This window comes from Thermosynechococcus sp. NK55a, assembly GCF_000505665.1.
Taxonomy (GTDB): Bacteria; Cyanobacteriota; Cyanobacteriia; order Thermosynechococcales; family Thermosynechococcaceae; genus Thermosynechococcus.
Genome location: NC_023033.1, coordinates 338173 through 354002 on the forward strand (window position 1 = coordinate 338173; position 15830 = coordinate 354002).

General features: G+C 53.7%; 23 protein-coding genes and 1 tRNA gene. 15 read left to right on the forward strand and 9 right to left on the reverse strand.

The features are described 5' to 3' along the window. The first annotated feature begins 69 nt into the window (after nucleotides 1-69). The 7 genes from NK55_RS01635 (at nucleotide 70) to cobU (ending at nucleotide 5879) form a co-directional block, all read left to right on the forward strand. Entirely contained in the window at nucleotides 70-1359 is a 1290-nt protein-coding gene (locus tag NK55_RS01635) for a hypothetical protein (protein WP_024124106.1), read from the forward strand. Between the two features lie 4 nt (nucleotides 1360-1363). Further along, nucleotides 1364-1768 carry a DUF3119 family protein gene (locus tag NK55_RS01640; protein WP_024124107.1) on the forward strand — a complete coding sequence of 135 codons (405 nt, stop codon included), beginning with the start codon at nucleotides 1364-1366 and terminating at the stop codon, nucleotides 1766-1768. Nucleotides 1769-1775: 7 nt separating this feature from the next. Then, entirely contained in the window at nucleotides 1776-2726 is a 951-nt protein-coding gene (locus NK55_RS01645; protein WP_024124108.1) for a DUF3086 domain-containing protein, read from the forward strand. 24 nt (nucleotides 2727-2750) lie between these two features. Beyond that, on the forward strand, nucleotides 2751-3386 hold the full coding sequence (gene plsY, locus NK55_RS01650) for a glycerol-3-phosphate 1-O-acyltransferase PlsY (protein WP_024124109.1): 636 nt from the start codon (nucleotides 2751-2753) through the stop codon (nucleotides 3384-3386). A gap of 140 nt (nucleotides 3387-3526) precedes the next feature. Then, nucleotides 3527-4441: an ornithine carbamoyltransferase gene (gene argF / locus NK55_RS01655; RefSeq protein ID WP_024124110.1), complete on the forward strand. Its 915-nt coding sequence runs from the start codon at nucleotides 3527-3529 to the stop codon at nucleotides 4439-4441. A gap of 4 nt (nucleotides 4442-4445) precedes the next feature. Next, a complete protein-coding gene (locus NK55_RS01660; RefSeq protein WP_024124111.1) occupies nucleotides 4446-5291 on the forward strand; it encodes an ABC transporter permease in 846 nt (281 codons plus the stop codon). Between the two features lie 21 nt (nucleotides 5292-5312). Continuing rightward, entirely contained in the window at nucleotides 5313-5879 is a 567-nt protein-coding gene (gene cobU / locus NK55_RS01665; protein ID WP_024124112.1) for a bifunctional adenosylcobinamide kinase/adenosylcobinamide-phosphate guanylyltransferase, read from the forward strand. Between the two features lie 3 nt (nucleotides 5880-5882). Here the strand turns inward: cobU and radA are convergent, their stop codons facing one another. Genes radA through NK55_RS01680 form a run of 3 tightly spaced genes read right to left on the reverse strand, consistent with a single transcriptional unit; the run spans nucleotide 5883 to nucleotide 8085 of the window. After that, the gene (gene radA, locus NK55_RS01670) at nucleotides 5883-7274 is read right to left on the reverse strand and encodes a DNA repair protein RadA (protein ID WP_024124113.1); all 1392 of its coding nucleotides are present in this window, start codon (nucleotides 7272-7274) and stop codon (nucleotides 5883-5885) included. 8 nt (nucleotides 7275-7282) lie between these two features. Beyond that, nucleotides 7283-7771 (reverse strand): FKBP-type peptidyl-prolyl cis-trans isomerase, encoded by a 489-nt coding sequence (locus NK55_RS01675; protein WP_024124114.1) that lies wholly within the window; start codon nucleotides 7769-7771, stop codon nucleotides 7283-7285. After that, nucleotides 7765-8085 carry a phasin family protein gene (locus tag NK55_RS01680; RefSeq protein WP_024124115.1) on the reverse strand — a complete coding sequence of 107 codons (321 nt, stop codon included), beginning with the start codon at nucleotides 8083-8085 and terminating at the stop codon, nucleotides 7765-7767. The genes NK55_RS01675 and NK55_RS01680 overlap by 7 nt, the downstream gene beginning before the upstream one ends. Nucleotides 8086-8205: 120 nt before the next feature. On the opposite strand from NK55_RS01680, the gene secG reads away from it, so the two are divergent. Then, a complete protein-coding gene (gene secG / locus NK55_RS01685; RefSeq protein ID WP_024124116.1) occupies nucleotides 8206-8439 on the forward strand; it encodes a preprotein translocase subunit SecG in 234 nt (77 codons plus the stop codon). A 10-nt stretch (nucleotides 8440-8449) separates the two neighbouring features. Beyond that, a complete protein-coding gene (locus NK55_RS01690; RefSeq protein ID WP_024124117.1) occupies nucleotides 8450-8947 on the forward strand; it encodes a GNAT family N-acetyltransferase in 498 nt (165 codons plus the stop codon). Here the strand turns inward: NK55_RS01690 and NK55_RS13385 are convergent. The 5 genes from NK55_RS13385 to NK55_RS01700 form a co-directional block, all read right to left on the reverse strand. Beyond that, entirely contained in the window at nucleotides 8931-9227 is a 297-nt protein-coding gene (locus tag NK55_RS13385; RefSeq protein ID WP_051372753.1) for a hypothetical protein, read from the reverse strand. The two genes, NK55_RS01690 and NK55_RS13385, sit on opposite strands and share 17 nt — an antisense overlap. A 3-nt stretch (nucleotides 9228-9230) precedes the next feature. Further along, nucleotides 9231-9491 (reverse strand): hypothetical protein, encoded by a 261-nt coding sequence (locus NK55_RS13390; RefSeq protein WP_051372754.1) that lies wholly within the window; start codon nucleotides 9489-9491, stop codon nucleotides 9231-9233. Nucleotides 9492-9560: 69 nt separating this feature from the next. Then, complete coding sequence (locus tag NK55_RS13395; protein ID WP_051372755.1) at nucleotides 9561-10058, reverse strand: protein kinase domain-containing protein; 498 nt, start codon at nucleotides 10056-10058, stop codon at nucleotides 9561-9563. Next, complete coding sequence (locus NK55_RS13400) at nucleotides 10039-10317, reverse strand: hypothetical protein (protein WP_051372756.1); 279 nt, start codon at nucleotides 10315-10317, stop codon at nucleotides 10039-10041. The genes NK55_RS13395 and NK55_RS13400 overlap by 20 nt, the downstream gene beginning before the upstream one ends. Nucleotides 10318-10353: 36 nt before the next feature. Next, nucleotides 10354-11004 (reverse strand): hypothetical protein, encoded by a 651-nt coding sequence (locus NK55_RS01700; protein WP_024124118.1) that lies wholly within the window; start codon nucleotides 11002-11004, stop codon nucleotides 10354-10356. Between the two features lie 495 nt (nucleotides 11005-11499). Here NK55_RS01700 and NK55_RS01710 point away from each other — a divergent pair, with 495 nt between their 5' ends. The 6 genes from NK55_RS01710 (at nucleotide 11500) to NK55_RS01735 (ending at nucleotide 15060) form a co-directional block, all read left to right on the forward strand. Next, a complete protein-coding gene (locus tag NK55_RS01710; RefSeq protein WP_024124119.1) occupies nucleotides 11500-12555 on the forward strand; it encodes a phytoene/squalene synthase family protein in 1056 nt (351 codons plus the stop codon). Nucleotides 12556-12648: 93 nt separating this feature from the next. Beyond that, on the forward strand, nucleotides 12649-13521 hold the full coding sequence (locus tag NK55_RS01715) for a 6-carboxytetrahydropterin synthase (protein WP_024124120.1): 873 nt from the start codon (nucleotides 12649-12651) through the stop codon (nucleotides 13519-13521). Then, nucleotides 13522-13935, forward strand: coding sequence for an MAPEG family protein (locus tag NK55_RS01720; protein WP_024124121.1), 414 nt, complete (start codon nucleotides 13522-13524; stop codon nucleotides 13933-13935). It abuts the gene before it with no gap. 48 nt (nucleotides 13936-13983) lie between these two features. Further along, entirely contained in the window at nucleotides 13984-14469 is a 486-nt protein-coding gene (gene sufU, locus NK55_RS01725; RefSeq protein WP_024124122.1) for a Fe-S cluster assembly sulfur transfer protein SufU, read from the forward strand. Continuing rightward, the gene (locus NK55_RS01730; RefSeq protein WP_024124123.1) at nucleotides 14469-14957 is read left to right on the forward strand and encodes a Ycf51 family protein; all 489 of its coding nucleotides are present in this window, start codon (nucleotides 14469-14471) and stop codon (nucleotides 14955-14957) included. Before sufU ends, NK55_RS01730 begins: the two co-directional genes overlap by 1 nt. A 29-nt stretch (nucleotides 14958-14986) precedes the next feature. After that, nucleotides 14987-15060, forward strand: a tRNA-Val gene (locus NK55_RS01735). A 100-nt stretch (nucleotides 15061-15160) separates the two neighbouring features. Here NK55_RS01735 and NK55_RS01740 read toward each other — a convergent pair. Then, nucleotides 15161-15616, reverse strand: a complete 456-nt coding sequence (locus NK55_RS01740; RefSeq protein WP_041428937.1) for a hypothetical protein — start codon at nucleotides 15614-15616, stop codon at nucleotides 15161-15163. Between the last annotated feature and the right edge of the window lie 214 nt (nucleotides 15617-15830).

Consider the following 15830-nt stretch of genomic DNA (forward strand, 5'->3'; position numbering starts at 1 on the left):
AATTGGTTGCGGAAGTGGGCAGCCCGTCTGCGAAAATTGTCCTTGGTACTACAACCATCTGAGGTGCGCATGAAGGGTTGGCAGGTCTGTTGGCAACGGGCGATCGCTTTGGTTCTCAGCATCGTTCTCCTCTGGTCAATGGGGGACATCGCAGCGGCAAAATCCAGTGGCTCGCTGGCAGAGGTGGCAGCTCCTGTGGCCATTGAGGATATGAAAAATTGGTTCGATCGCTATGAACCCCGGCTGAAAATTCTCACCCCCGAAGTCAACCAAACGCTCCAAAGTCGCAACGTCACTGTCAAGCTCAGTGTCCAAGGGCTACGCCTGTTTCAGGATCAGCCCACAGGCTTGGGCCCCCATGTGGAGGTGGTGCTCGATGATCTGCCCAGCCGCAGTGTCTATGACCTGAGCACCCCCATTGAATTGACTAACCTTGAGCCGGGAACGCACCTTCTCCGTGCTTTTGTCGTCTACCCCTGGGGGGAAAGTCTGAAAAATCCCCTTGCCTATGCTCAAACCGTGTTTCATCTCTACACCGCAGATGAGGACACTCGAGCTGCTAGTCTTCCCCTGCTCACCTACAATCAGCCCAGCGGTACCTATGGCGCTGAACCGGTGCTCCTCGACTTTTATCTCAGCAACCTACCCTTGGATCAGCTACTAAACAACGAGAAGGTGTGGCAGGTGCGCTGCACGATCAATGGTCAATCTTTCACTGTCGATCGCTGGCAGGCCTACTATCTCACTGGACTGCAGCCGGGGGATAACTGGGTGCGGCTTGAACTCCTGGATGGGAATGGTCAGCGGATTCCCTCTCCCTACAATCCCATTACCCGCCTTGTCACCTATCAACCCAATGGCAAGGATGTCCTCTCGCGCCTGCTACGGGGAGAACTGGCGGCGAAAAATCTCCAAAGCAGCCTCAGTCCAGATCTGCCCAGCAACCTCCCCCCTGAACCCACCCCAGAACCAATGCCTGTTGTTGAGGCACCCCCTACTCCCGTTGCTCAGGAATCCCCACCCACACCCCAGCCAGTAGAGGAAGTCCCACCCACCCCTGAACCCCCAGAAGAAACCCCTGTTGCCCCTGAGCTAACCCCAGAACCAACAGTTAGGGTTGAAGCAGAAAAAGAGACACCAGCACCGCAAAAACCCTTCTGGCAGCGTCTGAATCCCTTCAAAAAAACAGAAACTCCAACTCGTTCTGTTCTCGCTAGCCCGCGCGTCCCTGCTCAACCCGCTCCTTCTGGGGATGAACCCACCCCAGCGGCTCCTGCATCTGAAGTCACTGAAGAGGCGACTGCTCCCACTCCAAAGGATTTGCCACAATTAGAGGAGTCAACCCCCCCTCAGGAGTAAACCCATGCAAGAAACCTCCTTAGCCACTGTTCGCCTTCAACCTTCATTTGCTGTCCCTCTCGGTGTGCTGCTGTTGAGTGTGCCCCTGTGGTGGCTGCGTTGGTGGTTGGGGTTGCCCCTTTCACTCTTTGCCCTATTTTTGGCTGTGCAGGCGGCAACGCTACGCCTGGAGTTTACGTCAACCGCTCTCGATGTCTATCGGGGTAGCCAACAGATTCGGAACTTTCCCTATCAGCAATGGCAGCACTGGGAAGTCTTTTGGCCGACCTTTCCTGTTCTTTTCTATTTTCGGGAGGTCAAGAATATCCACTTTCTGCCGATTCTGTTCGACGCCAAAACTTTAGTACAATGCCTCCAAGAACGCTGCCCACGTACAGCCTTTATTTCCACGGTTCACAATGACGGATGACCCTACAGTGACTGATCCCTCTGAACCCACCTCAGAGGAACTAGCAACTCTCAAAGCCCAGCGCGATGCCCTCAAAGCTGAAATTCAAGCCCTCGATGCTGAGTTTCATCGTTTGGTCCACGATCGCCTCAAGTCCCTTGAAGAGCGGCAGCAAAGTCTGCAACTGACCATTGAACAACTAGAACGGCGCAAGGAACGCATTGAACAGGAGCTACGCCGTAATTTTGTGGGTGCCTCCCAAGAACTTGCGATTCGGGTGCAGGGGTTTAAGGAGTTCCTAGTCAAGAGCATGCAGGAGTTGGCGGCCACCGTTGAGGAAATGGAATTGCTGCCCCCGGCACCCGCTGTAGCGGAAACTGTCCCTGCCCCAGCAGAAACGGCCACAACACCCCCTAAGTTAATTCTGGATGAGGGCTTTCAGGAGGAAGCGGATCGGATTCGCCGTTTGCTAGAGCAATATCGGAGTAGTCCCAACTACTACGGCCCTCCTTGGCAGTTGCGACGCACCTTTGAGCAAGTTCACGCTGAGCGGGTTGAAAGTTGGTTCTTTGATCTGGGGGGACGAGGTGCCCTGCGATCGCTCCCGAGTCGGTTGCAAAATATCCTTGTTGCCTCGGCAGTCATCTCGATCCTACGGGACTTCTATGGGGAGATGTTGCGGGTTTTGGTTTTGGCTGATTCCCCTGAGCGCTTGGGAGACTGGCGACGTGGCCTCCAGGACTGCTTGGGAATCACTCGCCAAGACTTCGGCCCCGACCAAGGGGTCGCCCTATTTGAATCCGCCGATGCCCTCGCCTTTCGTGCGGATCGCCTCGAGCAGGAGGACTACATCCCCCTGATTCTCATTGATGATTCCCAACCCCAAGTCAGCCTTTCGCTGCTGCAATATCCCTTGCTCTTGGGTTTTGCCCCTGAACCCCAGTTGCGTCCTAGCCGTAGTTCTGATTTCTTTGAATAGTTTCAGTCCCCTTTGGAGGCTCCTGTGACCACTGCACTGATCCTTGGACTGCTGGCGCTCATTAGCTATCTGCTTGGCTCGATTCCCACAGGCTACCTCCTGGCAAAAGCGCTGCGGGGTATTGATATTCGTGAGCATGGCTCTGGCTCAACGGGGGCGACCAATGTGCTGCGGGTGGTGGGCAAAGGCCCCGGATTGGTGACGTTTTTAGTCGATGTGGGCAAGGGCCTAGGAGCAATTCTTGTGGCGCGTTGGGTCTTGGGGCAATCTTGGAGTACAGTGCCCGCTGGTTGGTTTGAATTTGTGCTGCTGGCGATCGCCTTCATTGCCGTTCTGGCTCACAGTAAGCCGATTTGGTTAGGCTGGCGGGGCGGCAAATCCGTTGCCACTGGTTTAGGGGTGCTCCTTGCCCTGAATGCCCCCACTGCATTGGCCACCTTTGGGGTGTTTCTGGTGGTCTTGACGGTCAGCCGCATTGTCTCCCTGAGTTCAATTACTGCTGCTATAGCCTTGCCCTTTTGGTTTTGGTTCTTTACGCAGTCGTGGCCGTTTGTGGGCTTTAGCGTGATTGCAGGGGCTTTTGTGATTTGGCGACACCAGAGTAATATCCAACGCCTCCTTGCAGGAACGGAGCCGCGGTTGGGAGCCTCGCAGGGATAGATCTCTTAGAAGGTCACTTTTGAACAGGCCGGGAGTTCCTCAATGCCCCCGTATTTTAGAAAACGGCTGTATTTGTACCATTGCAAGGCCTCTGAGATTGCTACCATGAGTGGATACCAGTTTTGGTGGGGAGATTTGTGATGGAAACACTGCGGGGCCGTGATTTGCTGAGCATCGCCGACCTCTCACGGGCAGAGGTGGAATATCTGCTGGATTTAGCAGCCCAGATGAAAATCGGCAAGGTGGCTCCCCAGTGTCCTAAGGTCTTGGGGCTGCTGTTTCAGAAGGCCTCCACCCGTACCCGTGTCAGCTTTACGGTGGCAATGTACCAACTAGGCGGCCAAGTCATTGACTTGAATCCCCAATCCACACAGGTGGGGCGCGGTGAACCGTTGCCCGATACAGCACGGGTATTGGATCGCTATTTGGATGCGGTGGCGATTCGCACCTATGGTCAGGCAGAACTGCAACTTTTTGCCGATTATGCACGGATACCGGTGATTAATGCCCTCACCGATCGCGAGCACCCCTGTCAGATTTTGGCGGATCTGTTGACGCTGCGGGAATCCTTTGGCACATTGACGGGACTGACCCTCTGCTACATTGGCGATGGCAATAATGTGGCCCATTCACTGCTACTGGGCTGTGCGCTCTTGGGGGTAAATATTCGTGTGGCTTCACCACCACAGTTTGCGCCTTTGCCCGATATTGTGGCGCAAGCCAAGGCACTGAGTGGCGGGAAAAGTGAAGTGACTATTCTCACGGATCCACAGGCAGCGGCTCAGGGTGCCCAGGCCCTTTACACCGATGTTTGGGCCAGTATGGGACAGGAGGCGGAAGCGGGCGATCGCCAACCCATTTTTCAGCCCTACCAAATTAATGATCAACTCCTAGCCCTTGCGGATCCGCGGGCGATCGTTCTCCATTGCCTGCCGGCTCACCGCGATGAGGAAATTACCGCCAGTGTGCTTGAAGGACCGCAGTCGCGGGTTTGGGAGCAGGCAGAAAATCGCCTCCATGCCCAGAAGGCTCTACTTGCCAGTCTCTTGGTATAGGGGAATGATCTACCACCGTTGGCAGAAATTCAGCCTCTCGGATTGGTTATTGCTGGTGGGAGGGGTCATTTGTGGGGCTTTTCTGCTATTGGCGATTCTTGCTCCCCTTGGCCAAGCCCTCGGTTGGATTGCCAACCCCCAAGAATTTCTTGACTTTCCGATTCATGCACCCCCCTCGCCGCAGCACTGGTTCGGCACCAATCGCCTTGGGTATGATGTGTTTGCGCGCACAATCTTTGGTGCCCAAGCGGCTTTGCAGGTGGTCTTTGTGGCAACGGTTTTGAGCTTGCTGGTGGGGGTACCCCTCGGACTGCTCAGTGGTTACCAAGGGGGCTGGCTAGATCGCGGGCTACTCTTTTTTATGGATACGCTCTACACGTTACCGGGGCTATTACTGGCGGTGACGGTGGCCTTTGTGGTTGGCAAGGGGGTGCTCAATGCGGCGATCGCCCTCAGTGTTGCCTACATTCCCCAGTACTATCGGGTAGTGCGCAACCACACGGTGAGCCTAAAAAACGAGGTTTTTATCGAAGCTGCCCGCGCCCTTGGTGCCTCTACTCCCCGAATTCTGCACCGGTATCTTTTGGTGAATGTGCTTCCCAGTATTCCGGTGCTCTTTACGCTCAATGCCGCCGATGCCATCCTCACCTTGGCAGGGCTGGGGTTCTTGGGCTTAGGGTTGCCGCCCCAGGTACCAGAATGGGGGCAAGATCTACGACAGGCCTTGGATGGGTTGTCGGTGGGTGTGTGGTGGACAACCCTCTTTCCGGGGCTGGCCATGACACTGCTGGTAGTGGGTCTCTCGCTCCTTGGAGAGGGGCTAGGGGAGCGTCTTGATCCGCGAAGTTGAGTTAGCCAGCAGGGCCTAATCATGCCTGATCATGTGTTGGTGACCGGTCCGACTCGCAGCGGCAAGAGTGAATGGGCAGAAGCCTTGGCTGCCCAAAGCAAACAACCTGTGATTTATATTGCGACGGCGATCGCCTCCCCAGGGGATAGGGAATGGTTACAGCGGATTGAACAGCACCGTGCCCGCCGCCCCGCTGCGTGGGAATTGCGAGAATGTCCCCTTGAACTGGCTGCCCTAGTGCGTGACCTGCCGCCTGATCATTGCGCTCTTGTGGACTCCTTGGGAACATGGGTGGCCAATTGCCTAGATCAATCCCAAGATCAATGGCAAGCAACCGTTGCCGAATTGCTGGCGAGTGTGCAAGCCTGTGCCGCTCAACTCATTTTGGTTGCTGAAGAGGTGGGTTGGGGAGTCGTTCCTGCCTCCGCCAGTGGTCGCTGTTTTCGAGATCGCCTCGGTGCCCTGTGTCAGCAACTGAGTCCGCTGATGGCGGAAGTGTATCTTGTAACGGCTGGCTTTGCCCTGCCCCTCCACCAATGGGGTATCTGCCTCAAGGGTCTTAGGGATAAATTGGACGCGCAAGGATAAGCCTCATGGGGATTCCCCAGGGGCAAGCGGGGCAAGGGCAGCCACAATAGCATCGCTAACGCGGCGCACCGGATAAATCTCTAGGCCGGCGATGGCACCGGCTTGGCTTTCAGGAATAATGGCACGGCGAAATCCCAACTTCAGCGCCTCCCGCAGGCGTAATTCCAATTGAGAGACAGCTCGCACCTGTCCCCCTAGACCCACTTCGCCAATGATCACCGTTTGGGGTTGCACCCAGCGATCGCGAAAACTGGCCACAACTGCCACTGCTACCCCCAGATCCGCAGCGGGTTCCGCCACATTCAGCCCCCCCGAGGAGGCCACATAGGCGTCTAGCTTTGAGAGGGGCACGCCTAGGCGTTTTTCCACCACTGCTAAAATTTGCAGAAAGCGATTGTACTCAATGCCTGTGGCTGTGCGGCGAGGAGAGGGATAACTGGTGGGGCTAACTAAACTTTGCAACTCAACCACGAGGGGACGGGTCCCTTCACAGGCAACAATGGTGGCACTGCCGGGGGTTGGCTCGCGATCGCCCAAAAACAGAGCGGAGGGATTTGTGACCTCGGCTAAGCCCTGCGCCCCCATTTCAAAAACGCCGATTTCTTGACTGGCCCCAAAGCGATTTTTTACACTGCGCACAAGGCGGTGACTGGCAAAGCGATCGCCCTCAAAGTAGAGCACTGTATCCACGAGATGTTCTAGTACCTTCGGACCGGCGATCGCCCCCTCCTTGGTTACATGACCAACAATAAATAAACTGATCTGCTCCCGCTTGGCTAAGCGCATCAAGGCGGCGGCTCCCTCCCGTACCTGAGACACCGATCCCGGAGCAGCGGTCAGTTGGGGCAAATACACTGCTTGGATGCTATCAATAATCGCCAGATGGGGTTGCAGATGGATGAGTTCCTGTAGGATGACGTCTAAATCTGTTTCTGCTAAAAGATACAGGGAAGGAGGAGCAGCAATACCCAGTCGTTGCGATCGCAACTTTACCTGTTGCGCTGATTCCTCAGCACAGACATAGAGCACCCGCTGCTGTTGCCCTAAGGTGGCTGCCATCTGTAACAAAAGGGTAGACTTGCCAATTCCCGGTTCTCCCGCCACCAACACCAGAGAGCCAGCAACAATCCCTCCTCCCAAAACCCGATCCAACTCAGTAAATCCAGAGGCAGAACGGCTCTGGGCCTGTTCGCTAACCTCTCCTAAGGCTTTGGCACTGAGGGCCTGCAGCGTTTTCGATTTTCGGGGTGCGGTCCAGCGAGCAGCGGTCTCTACCGGCGTAACCACCTGCTCATCAAGGGTATTCCACTGGCCACAACTGGGACAGCAACCAAAGTACTGGAGGTGCTGAGCACCACACTCGCGGCAAATGTACAGTACTTTAGGCTTGGGCATGCCTTGCCCTATTGCACCCCCAAAAGTTCCACATCAAAAATCAGCGTGGCATTGGGGGGAATGACCCCACCCACACCCCGCGCACCATAGCCTAGATTCGGGGGAATAATCAGCCGCCGCTGACCACCCACGTGCATTGAGCCAACCCCTTCATCCCAGCCTTTAATGACTTGACCGACACCAATTTGAAATTGGAAGGGCTGACCGCGATCGCGGGAGCTATCAAAAATACGGCCATCAGTGAGCATTCCTGTGTAGTGCACCGTGACGCGATCGCCCGCTTGAGGCTGTGCCCCTGAGCCGACAACAATATCTTCGTATTGCAAACCTGAAGCGGTAGTCACCACCTTTGAATTCCCCATAAGTCCTGCAGCCTCCGCTGACGCTTCCAGCGGCACACCGGCGATCGCCATTGGAGCGGCCACCAACCATACCACTACTAGGACAATACCACAGAGGAGCCAGCCGCAGACTCGATGTACCCGTTGTTTTACCATGAACGATTTTTTAACTCCCTAAGGTCACGTTCTAGGCGATCAATGCGTCCCCGCAGTTCATCAATTTCTGACTGTTGTGGCACCCCCAAGCCCTCTAAAAACTGGCGCGTTTGTCGTTGCACCGCTGCATCGAGGGAGGCGGCATCTTCTTTGAGGTGGGTCAGGACTTCATCCACCATTGCCTTGGCTTGATCGGCATTGAGGCGTCCCTCTTTCACCCATTGGTTGCTCACTTGACGTAACTTTTCGGCCACAAGGGAGGTGGTGCCGACACCAATTAAAAGCAATTGCTGAAGCAGATTTTGCTGGTTCATGGGGCACGTTCAAAACGCCTATCTTGTATTGTGCCACTGGTTCTTGGGGTTGCGGTAAGATGGAAAAGAGGTCAAATTGGATAGATTTTGTATAGATTCGCATCGCCAGCGAGGTGGAGGATGATTGAAAAAATTGCCATGGGTCTGTGGGCATTTTCAGCCGTCGGCCTGATTGTATTGGTCTTGCTCCACAGTCCGAAGGGGGATGGCCTCGGTGCTATTGGCGGTCAAGCTCAGCTGTTTACCAGCACCAAAAGTGCAGAAACCACATTAAACCGTGCCACGTGGACATTGACAGTGTTGTTTATGGCCCTCACGATTGCCCTCAGTGCCGGTTGGCTGCGCTCGATTTAGTTGAGGCGACGTGTCTTTCTCCTTTGCGATTCGTCCAGCGACGCCGGAGGATGTTCCCATCCTCTTCCAACTGATTCAAGCCCTTGCCGCCTATGAAAAACTCAGTCATGCAGTCAGCGGTACAGAGGAGGCGCTGCGGGAGCATTTATTTGGCGATCGCCCCTATGCCGAGGTACTCCTTGCCCATAGCCCTACAGAAATCATTGGCTACGCTCTCTTTTTTACCACCTATTCCACGTTCCTGACCCGCCCCGGCCTTTGGCTAGAGGATTTGTTTGTCCTCTCTGCCTATCGGCGCCAAGGGGTAGGCACTGCTTTACTGAAGGCATTGGTACGCCTGGCCAGGGATCGCGACTATGGCCGTATCGAGTGGACCGTCTTGGACTGGAATACCCCTGCCATTCAATTCTACGAGCGCCTGGGTGCCACTGTTCTACCTGAGTGGCGTATCTGCCGCCTGAGTGATGATGTCCTCAAGCACTTCGGAAGTCCTAACGAGCCTGGGTGAGCGGTCGCCCCAGATAGCGGCCAAGGGTGTAGGCCAACCATTCCAAATCTCTTGAGGTCACGTTAGGGGCCTTTTCGCTGAGTTCAATGCTTTGGCTGCCGGCACGAATCACCAGTTTGCTCGACAGCTCTTGGCGATTGCCCTCCAGATCGCGGTACGTACGGCAGGGCTGAAATTCAATCTGTTCAATCAATTCAAGGGGGAGAATTTTGGGGTCACGCCAGCGGTAACCAAGGATATATTCGTAGCAACGCAAATCCCTACGGGTAACGATCAGCACCTGCTATCCCAATAGCATGTAAAGAATACCGCCAATGAGGCCTAAACCAACCACAAGGTGACCCGTGGCAAAAACAGCCATCAGCCACATCAGCCAATTGCCAGAAGCAATTGCTATGCTGTACCAGAACACTAAAAAAACATTCCAAACCACTGCAAAGAAGAATAGATTGCCATCGAATCCAGCAGGGGGAATTTGTACCAGCAGTCCTTGGGGGGTTTCCCTCACCCGTAGGCGGGAACCGCAGGGGGGTGTTTTTGTCATGAGCGACGCATCGTTGGGTGACCTGTCCAATTGCTTTAGGGCTTGGCGAGCAGCGGTAGCAGAGCCAAATCACTCCTCAAGGGCGGGGGCGACCATTTTTTCAAGCCAGCGGATAAAAGGGGGACTCAAGGACACCAAAGGTTGAAACTGAACCCGCAGTTCTTTTTGGGGCAGCTGATCGGGGGGAGTGCCGGTTGCTAAATAGATGAGTGTCATTCCCAAGGCGTAGAGGTCGCTAGCGGGTAAGGTTTTACCGCCGAATTGTTCCGGGGGCATATAGCCATAGGTGCCAACCACGGTTTGGGCGCGGCTTGCTGTTGCTGTTTGTACTGCGCCAAAATCCACAAGATAGACCTTGCCCAGATCATGACCAGAGCGATCGCCCAAGAGAACATTTGTCGGCTTAATGTCGCGGTGAATGACGGGTGGTTGACGGCTATGGAGATAGATCAAAATATCCAGCAGGCGGTCAGCCAAAAGCCGCAAATCCTCTTCACTAAACACCCGTCCCTCTGCTTGCCATGTGGCGAGGGATTTTGCCTCAATGTTAGGTTTGGACGAGGGCAAAGCCCTTGAGATCAGGGGTATTGATTTCAAAATAGTCGAGATAGCGGGGAATAGCCGGGTGATCCAAGGTTTGCAGGACAGCCACCTCCCGTTCAAAGACCTTAAAGTCATCCCATGTCATACCGCCGCCAAAAAGCAGCAGCTGGAGCACCACCTGTTCATAGCGGTACCGATCCAACGCCAGATAAGTCCGCCGCCCCAGATGACACCCCAGTTCGCGTAGGAGTTCATAGCGATCGCCGAGAATTTGACCAATCATCTCCGCGGCATCTTTTTCTTGGTGGTCAACCCTATTCTAGCGAGTGAGTTGCTGAAGGATCTCTGGGGCAATTTCTGCGAGCACTTTGAGGGCCTTGAGGCTGCCTTGAATCAAGTGTGCCGCCCCAAGGGGGTTGCGGAGCATGGCGGTAGCCAGTGCCCCCGGCCGCAAACTCCCCTGCGAATCATAGGCTTGACTCAGGTCGGGTAGGTCGCGATCGCCCCCGTCACTGATCACCCGCACCATCACCACCGGTATCCCCGCTAAAGCCCTCAGCAGCGGTACCCCCTCCATATCCACCACCTCCACCCCCCAGCGAGCCGCAAGGGCTTGTTTTTTCTGAGCCTTAGAAAGGATTTTTGCCGTTGTGATGCCTTTGACCCGTCGCCACGAAGGCTCCAATTTCCCGAATAATCTCTGGTCTAAAGAATACATCTGCCCTGCCTCATCCTGACAAGTGGTGTAGACAACCACTTCACCGACGCGATCATTAGGACGTAAGCCGCCACAGACCCCCAAGATAAGAACCATAGCAGGGGATTCCCTGAGGGCCTCAATCAATCCTGGTGTAGTCACTGCGGCCGCCCCTGCTCGTATGGGAATCATCACCTCCTTGGAGGACTTTAGCCCCCGTTGTACGGCTTGATATTCTGCCCCTTGGGGCACAAGGACAAGGCATGGAGTCATTGTTCTCTGATGGGTTTTCTTATGGGGAGTACTGCTGCTGCCCTGTTAACACCACCCGCCACGCTGGGAGTAGACATTTTCAAGTTCACTAACGGCTTCACTTTTGATAGGCCGATCGCGGGCAATTTAGAAACTGACCAATGGAAAGAGTGTCACACTCAAGCGTCCGCTATGGTAGACAGGAGGCATTTTCCGCCAAATCTGATACCGTTGTTAATTGTTGAAGCTATGTTATTGTTCTGGCAAATTGTGAGCTATCCCCGATTCTCCCTCAGGCAAGCTGGGCAACTGTCACAGGCCACCTAGACAAACAAAAAATGAGTATGATAACTATAGACTTTGCTCAATTGTTATTTGTGGAAGTCGTCCCCTGCTGGGTTGCGATCGCGAGGCCTCTTCGGAGAATCGTGAATTGACTGCCCGAGAGCGTTGGCCCGAGGAACGGTCAAGGATTGACTCAACGATCGATCAATGCGTGTAGGAGTGAACCCCCCTATGATTCAAATGGTGCTGGAGAACCCAGTTTCCGTCAAGGATGCTGAGCGCTTTTGCCAAGAGATACTCCCCCAAGTCTCACGCACATTTGCCCTCAGTATTCGTTTCCTCCCCGGAAACTTGGGTCGGGCGGTTCTTGTGGCCTATCTTATCTGTCGCATTGCCGATACCGTTGAGGATGATCCGGTTGCCAGTATTGCCGCCAAAACAGCCCTATTGGATCACCTCCTGGAGTGTTTTGACAGCCCCGCCCTGGCCAATAGCTATGGTGAAACGGCACGGGGGGTTCAAGGGGAGCCAGCCCATGTGCAACTGGTGAAACATACGGGACTCGTCTTTGCCCTCTACCGTTCTTTACCCCGTACGTCCCAACAGCACGTCCAACGCTGGGTCAGCGAAATGGTGCATGGGATGAAAAAGTTTATTAACCTCTATCCCAACGGCATTCGCATTCAGACCCTCGATGAATATAAAGAGTACTGTTACTACGTTGCAGGTACGGTTGGCTATCTCCTGACGGATCTGTGGTACGAACACTCCCCCAGTATTGGAGCCGATGAATACCAAGTGCTGCTCAAGCGCTGCGCTGCTTTTGGCGAAGCTCTCCAAACAGTGAACATTCTCAAGGATATTGCTTGGGATGCAGAGCACGAAAACTCGATCTATATTCCCAATGAATCCCTAATACTTCAAGGCAGCAGTCATCAGTCCATTCTCAGTGCCGAGCATCTTCAGCAAAATCATGCAGCCATTAAAGAATTGATTGCCCTCGCTTGGCACGATCTCGATGAAGCCCAAGCCTACTTGCTATCCGTACCCAAGGCGGCGATTCCGATTCGTCTTTTCTGCGTCTTACCGCTGCTTTTTGCCTATGCCACCCTGCGGGAGCTCACCCACTCAACGGCGATGCTCCAACCGGGGGGTGGGGTTAAAATTAGTCGCGCAGAGGTGAAATCCCTCATGGTTATGGGGCCTTTATCTATTCTCAGTAACCACGGTCTCCGCTGGTTAATTGGCCAAGTGCGGCAGAAGCCTTTTATCCTTGGCGGCCTCTAGGGAAGTGTGTCAAAAAAGCCAATACTTAGGAGAGCCAGAATCCGTTACGATAAGGAGAGAGGGTACAATTGTTGCAAATCTTCATAAATTGACATGGATTGTATTATTCACCGCCGTGCTGAGTTTGCCGCCAGTCATCGCTACTGGCTGCCGGAATGGTCTGACGTAGAAAATCGGGCTCGGTTTGGTGGAAATAGTTACTTTCCCGGTCACGGCCACAACTACGAACTGATTGTTTCGATAAGGGGCACGGTGGATGACTTTGGAATGGTGCTGAATCTGTCTGAGGTCAAGCATGTTATTCGCCGTGAAGTCATTGAACCCCTGAATTTTTCCTATCTCAACGAGGTGTGGCCAGAGTTTCAAGCCACGTTACCCACGACTGAGCATATTGCGCGGGTGATTTGGGATCGACTCTTTCCCCATTTACCCCTTGTGCGCATTCGCCTGTTTGAACATCCCCGCCTTTGGGCGGACTATACGGGAGACCCTATGGAAGCCTATCTTTCTGTTGGTACTCACTTTAGTGCGGCCCATCGCCTAGCCCTTCAGGACCTCAGCTACGAAGAGAACTGCCGCATCTATGGCAAGTGTGCCCGCCCCCACGGCCATGGCCACAACTACCACGTGGAGATTACGGTTAAGGGCTCTATTCATCCGCGTACCGGCATGGTTGTGGATTTGGTCAAACTCGAGGAAGTCCTCAGGGAACAGGTGATTGAACCTTTGGATCACACGTTTTTGAATGAGGATATTCCCTACTTCGCGACGGTGGTGCCAACGGCAGAAAATATCGCCATTTACATTGCCCAGTTGTTGCAGGAGCCGATTCGCCAATTGGGTGCGACGCTTCATAGGGTAAAGTTGATTGAGAGTCCCAATAACGCTTGCGAAATCCTCTGCGAAGAATTGCCCCCTCGAAATGAGGGGATCAGTGCTGCTCTACCGGTGTTGGAGCGAGCCTAGATGATGTTGAGCAATATCCCTTGGCTACTGGCTGCCAGTTTACTGATGGCAACACTGCTTATCTATTTCCCCTACATTTTTGTGGTGGTAGGACGCCTGCAGGCGGGCTTTGATATGGCGGCTCCCCGTGCCCTTTTTGTGAAGCTCCCTCCCTTTGCGCAGCGGGCGGTATGGGCCCATGAAAATAGCTTTGAAACCTTTATGCCTTTTGCTGCGGCGGTGCTGCTAACTCTCTTTGCGGGTGTGAATGATGCAACGGTGGCGATCGCCAGCCTTAGTTTTGTCGTAGCTCGCTTTTTATACAGTATTTGCTACATTGCCAATTTTCCCTTAGGGCGCTCCCTGATGTTTGGTGTCGGGACGGCAGCCACCCTGACGCTTTTTTGGCAAAGTCTTACCACCCTCGCCACTTAAGATAGTTTAGTTTATTGGGGTAGATGCACCAAGCATAGAGTACTCTCAATGTCTATTGATAATCTTCGCACCCTCTACCAGCAGGTTATTCTGGACCACTATAAGAAACCCCGCCATCGGGGTCGCACCCAGCCTGTGGATCGCCAGCAACGGGGACATAATCCCTCCTGTGGAGACACGATTGATTTAACCGTTGCCCTACAGACAAATGAGCAGGGCGAAACAATCATTAAGGATATTCAGTTTGAGGGGGAAGGCTGCGCGATCGCGATGGCCTCAGCAGACTTGATGGCCGATGCCCTGCGGGGTCAGCCCGTCAGTCGCGCCCTTCAAATGGTGGAGCAGTTCCAAGCCATGATGAAGGGGCAATTTGAGTTTCCCCCAGAATTCCGGAAGCTGAATGTGATGCGGGGGGTGGCTCAGTTTCCCGTACGGATTAAGTGTGCCACCTTGACCTGGCATACCCTCCGCGCAGCCTTGCAACAAGATCAAGCCCCTGTGAATGGCTTTGTCAGTAATGAGGAGGAACAGTAGTGCTGACCCCCACTGATTTTGCCACCTATAGCCGCTGGGCAGGCATTGCCACCCTTGCCATGACCGGCTTGACTGCACTCGCTTTTGTTTTTCGCTGGGGTGTGCGCTTTCGCTTTGTCGGTATTAGTGGGTTTCTTGGTGTTGTGACGGTCGGACTCTTTGCCCTGAGTATTGTGCCGATTGTTCACTCCCCAGTGCCTGGTGCCGGCAAATACACCCTCGTCTATGACAATGGTGCCACTCAAGCCGTGATCACTGTTCCTGCCGATATTGACTTCAGTACCCTTGAAGCAACGCTAGTACAAGCAGCCAATGATTTATTTTCCTTGGGACGGCTAGGCCGAGGGGGCGATCGCCTGACCGTGATTGCCCGTACTATCCAACATCCTGAACCGGGGGTAAGTGAGCCGGTCATTTTAGGGGTGGCTACGCGGTCGTTGAGCGATCGCGCCGATACAAATGTAACGGTTAAACTGCTGCAAGATTAGCCTTGTGTATGCTAAACTAGTAAAGCCAAGGACGCATAGCTCAGTTGGTTAGAGCACCACGTTGACATCGTGGGGGTCACTGGTTCGAGTCCAGTTGTGTCCATAACCAACCAACTGTTTTAAATAAATCTAGAAAGAAGGATTTTTAAGCAACCTATTTACTAGGCCTCAATTCATTGGTTCTGGTATAGGCAAATCCAAAGCTACTGCATAGTTTGGCGCTGCCCTTGACAAATAGCTGGCTGAAACTCTTGCCAATTTCTACGCACCTGTTCATAACATTGAGGCGGGGCGATCGGTAAGTTCTTCAGATAGAAAAACGTTACTCGATTAAAGGATTCCAAGAGGAATATTAATTCGGTAGCTGGATGGTAAGAATCCACTGCTTCCAAAATGTGGGCAGTCATAAAGTGATGGCGCAAAATCACAGTATCAGGAGCGGCTAACCAAGCATTTAAGAAGGGAGCAAGGCGGGAACGGGGAACAAAGTGGGTTCGGAAAGATTCCCCTGCAATGCCAAACTCAGGAGAATTGGTACTGCAAATAACCACTCCTCGCTCACCCCATAGGTAACCTGCCCAAGCGTTATATCCAAGTACTAACAAATTCGTGGCAATAAAGGCTTGCTGCCAATGTGGCATTTCCGATAGTTCATCCATTAGTTTCTCCTTAAGAGAGCCATTCAGGCCAGAACTGGACTCAACAGGATTAGGATTGCCCCTGGACATAACAGTCCTTCGCTGAGATATCGCGGTTGCTTAGGAAGTTGATATTGCTAATTCCTACCGATGACCAAAAGTCCAACTGTGTAGGGTAGGCCACCGATAGGAATTGAGCCCAGCCTCTCAATCACTGTGGGAAGGAATGCCATTG

Coding starts and splice junctions, on each gene's coding strand:
- NK55_RS01635 (WP_024124106.1), top strand. CDS start 70: ATGAAGGGTTGGCAGGTCTGTTGGCAACGGGCGATCGCTTTGGTTCTC.
- NK55_RS01640 (WP_024124107.1), top strand. CDS start 1,364: ATGCAAGAAACCTCCTTAGCCACTGTTCGCCTTCAACCTTCATTTGCT.
- argF (WP_024124110.1), top strand. CDS start 3,527: ATGGAAACACTGCGGGGCCGTGATTTGCTGAGCATCGCCGACCTCTCA.
- NK55_RS01660 (WP_024124111.1), top strand. CDS start 4,446: ATGATCTACCACCGTTGGCAGAAATTCAGCCTCTCGGATTGGTTATTG.
- cobU (WP_024124112.1), top strand. CDS start 5,313: ATGCCTGATCATGTGTTGGTGACCGGTCCGACTCGCAGCGGCAAGAGT.
- radA (WP_024124113.1), bottom strand. CDS start 7,274: ATGCCCAAGCCTAAAGTACTGTACATTTGCCGCGAGTGTGGTGCTCAG.
- NK55_RS01675 (WP_024124114.1), bottom strand. CDS start 7,771: ATGGTAAAACAACGGGTACATCGAGTCTGCGGCTGGCTCCTCTGTGGT.
- NK55_RS01680 (WP_024124115.1), bottom strand. CDS start 8,085: ATGAACCAGCAAAATCTGCTTCAGCAATTGCTTTTAATTGGTGTCGGC.
- secG (WP_024124116.1), top strand. CDS start 8,206: ATGATTGAAAAAATTGCCATGGGTCTGTGGGCATTTTCAGCCGTCGGC.
- NK55_RS13390 (WP_051372754.1), bottom strand. CDS start 9,491: ATGACAAAAACACCCCCCTGCGGTTCCCGCCTACGGGTGAGGGAAACC.
- NK55_RS13400 (WP_051372756.1), bottom strand. CDS start 10,317: ATGATTGGTCAAATTCTCGGCGATCGCTATGAACTCCTACGCGAACTG.
- NK55_RS01700 (WP_024124118.1), bottom strand. CDS start 11,004: ATGACTCCATGCCTTGTCCTTGTGCCCCAAGGGGCAGAATATCAAGCC.
- NK55_RS01710 (WP_024124119.1), top strand. CDS start 11,500: ATGATTCAAATGGTGCTGGAGAACCCAGTTTCCGTCAAGGATGCTGAG.
- NK55_RS01715 (WP_024124120.1), top strand. CDS start 12,649: ATGGATTGTATTATTCACCGCCGTGCTGAGTTTGCCGCCAGTCATCGC.
- NK55_RS01720 (WP_024124121.1), top strand. CDS start 13,522: ATGATGTTGAGCAATATCCCTTGGCTACTGGCTGCCAGTTTACTGATG.
- sufU (WP_024124122.1), top strand. CDS start 13,984: ATGTCTATTGATAATCTTCGCACCCTCTACCAGCAGGTTATTCTGGAC.
- NK55_RS01740 (WP_041428937.1), bottom strand. CDS start 15,616: ATGGATGAACTATCGGAAATGCCACATTGGCAGCAAGCCTTTATTGCC.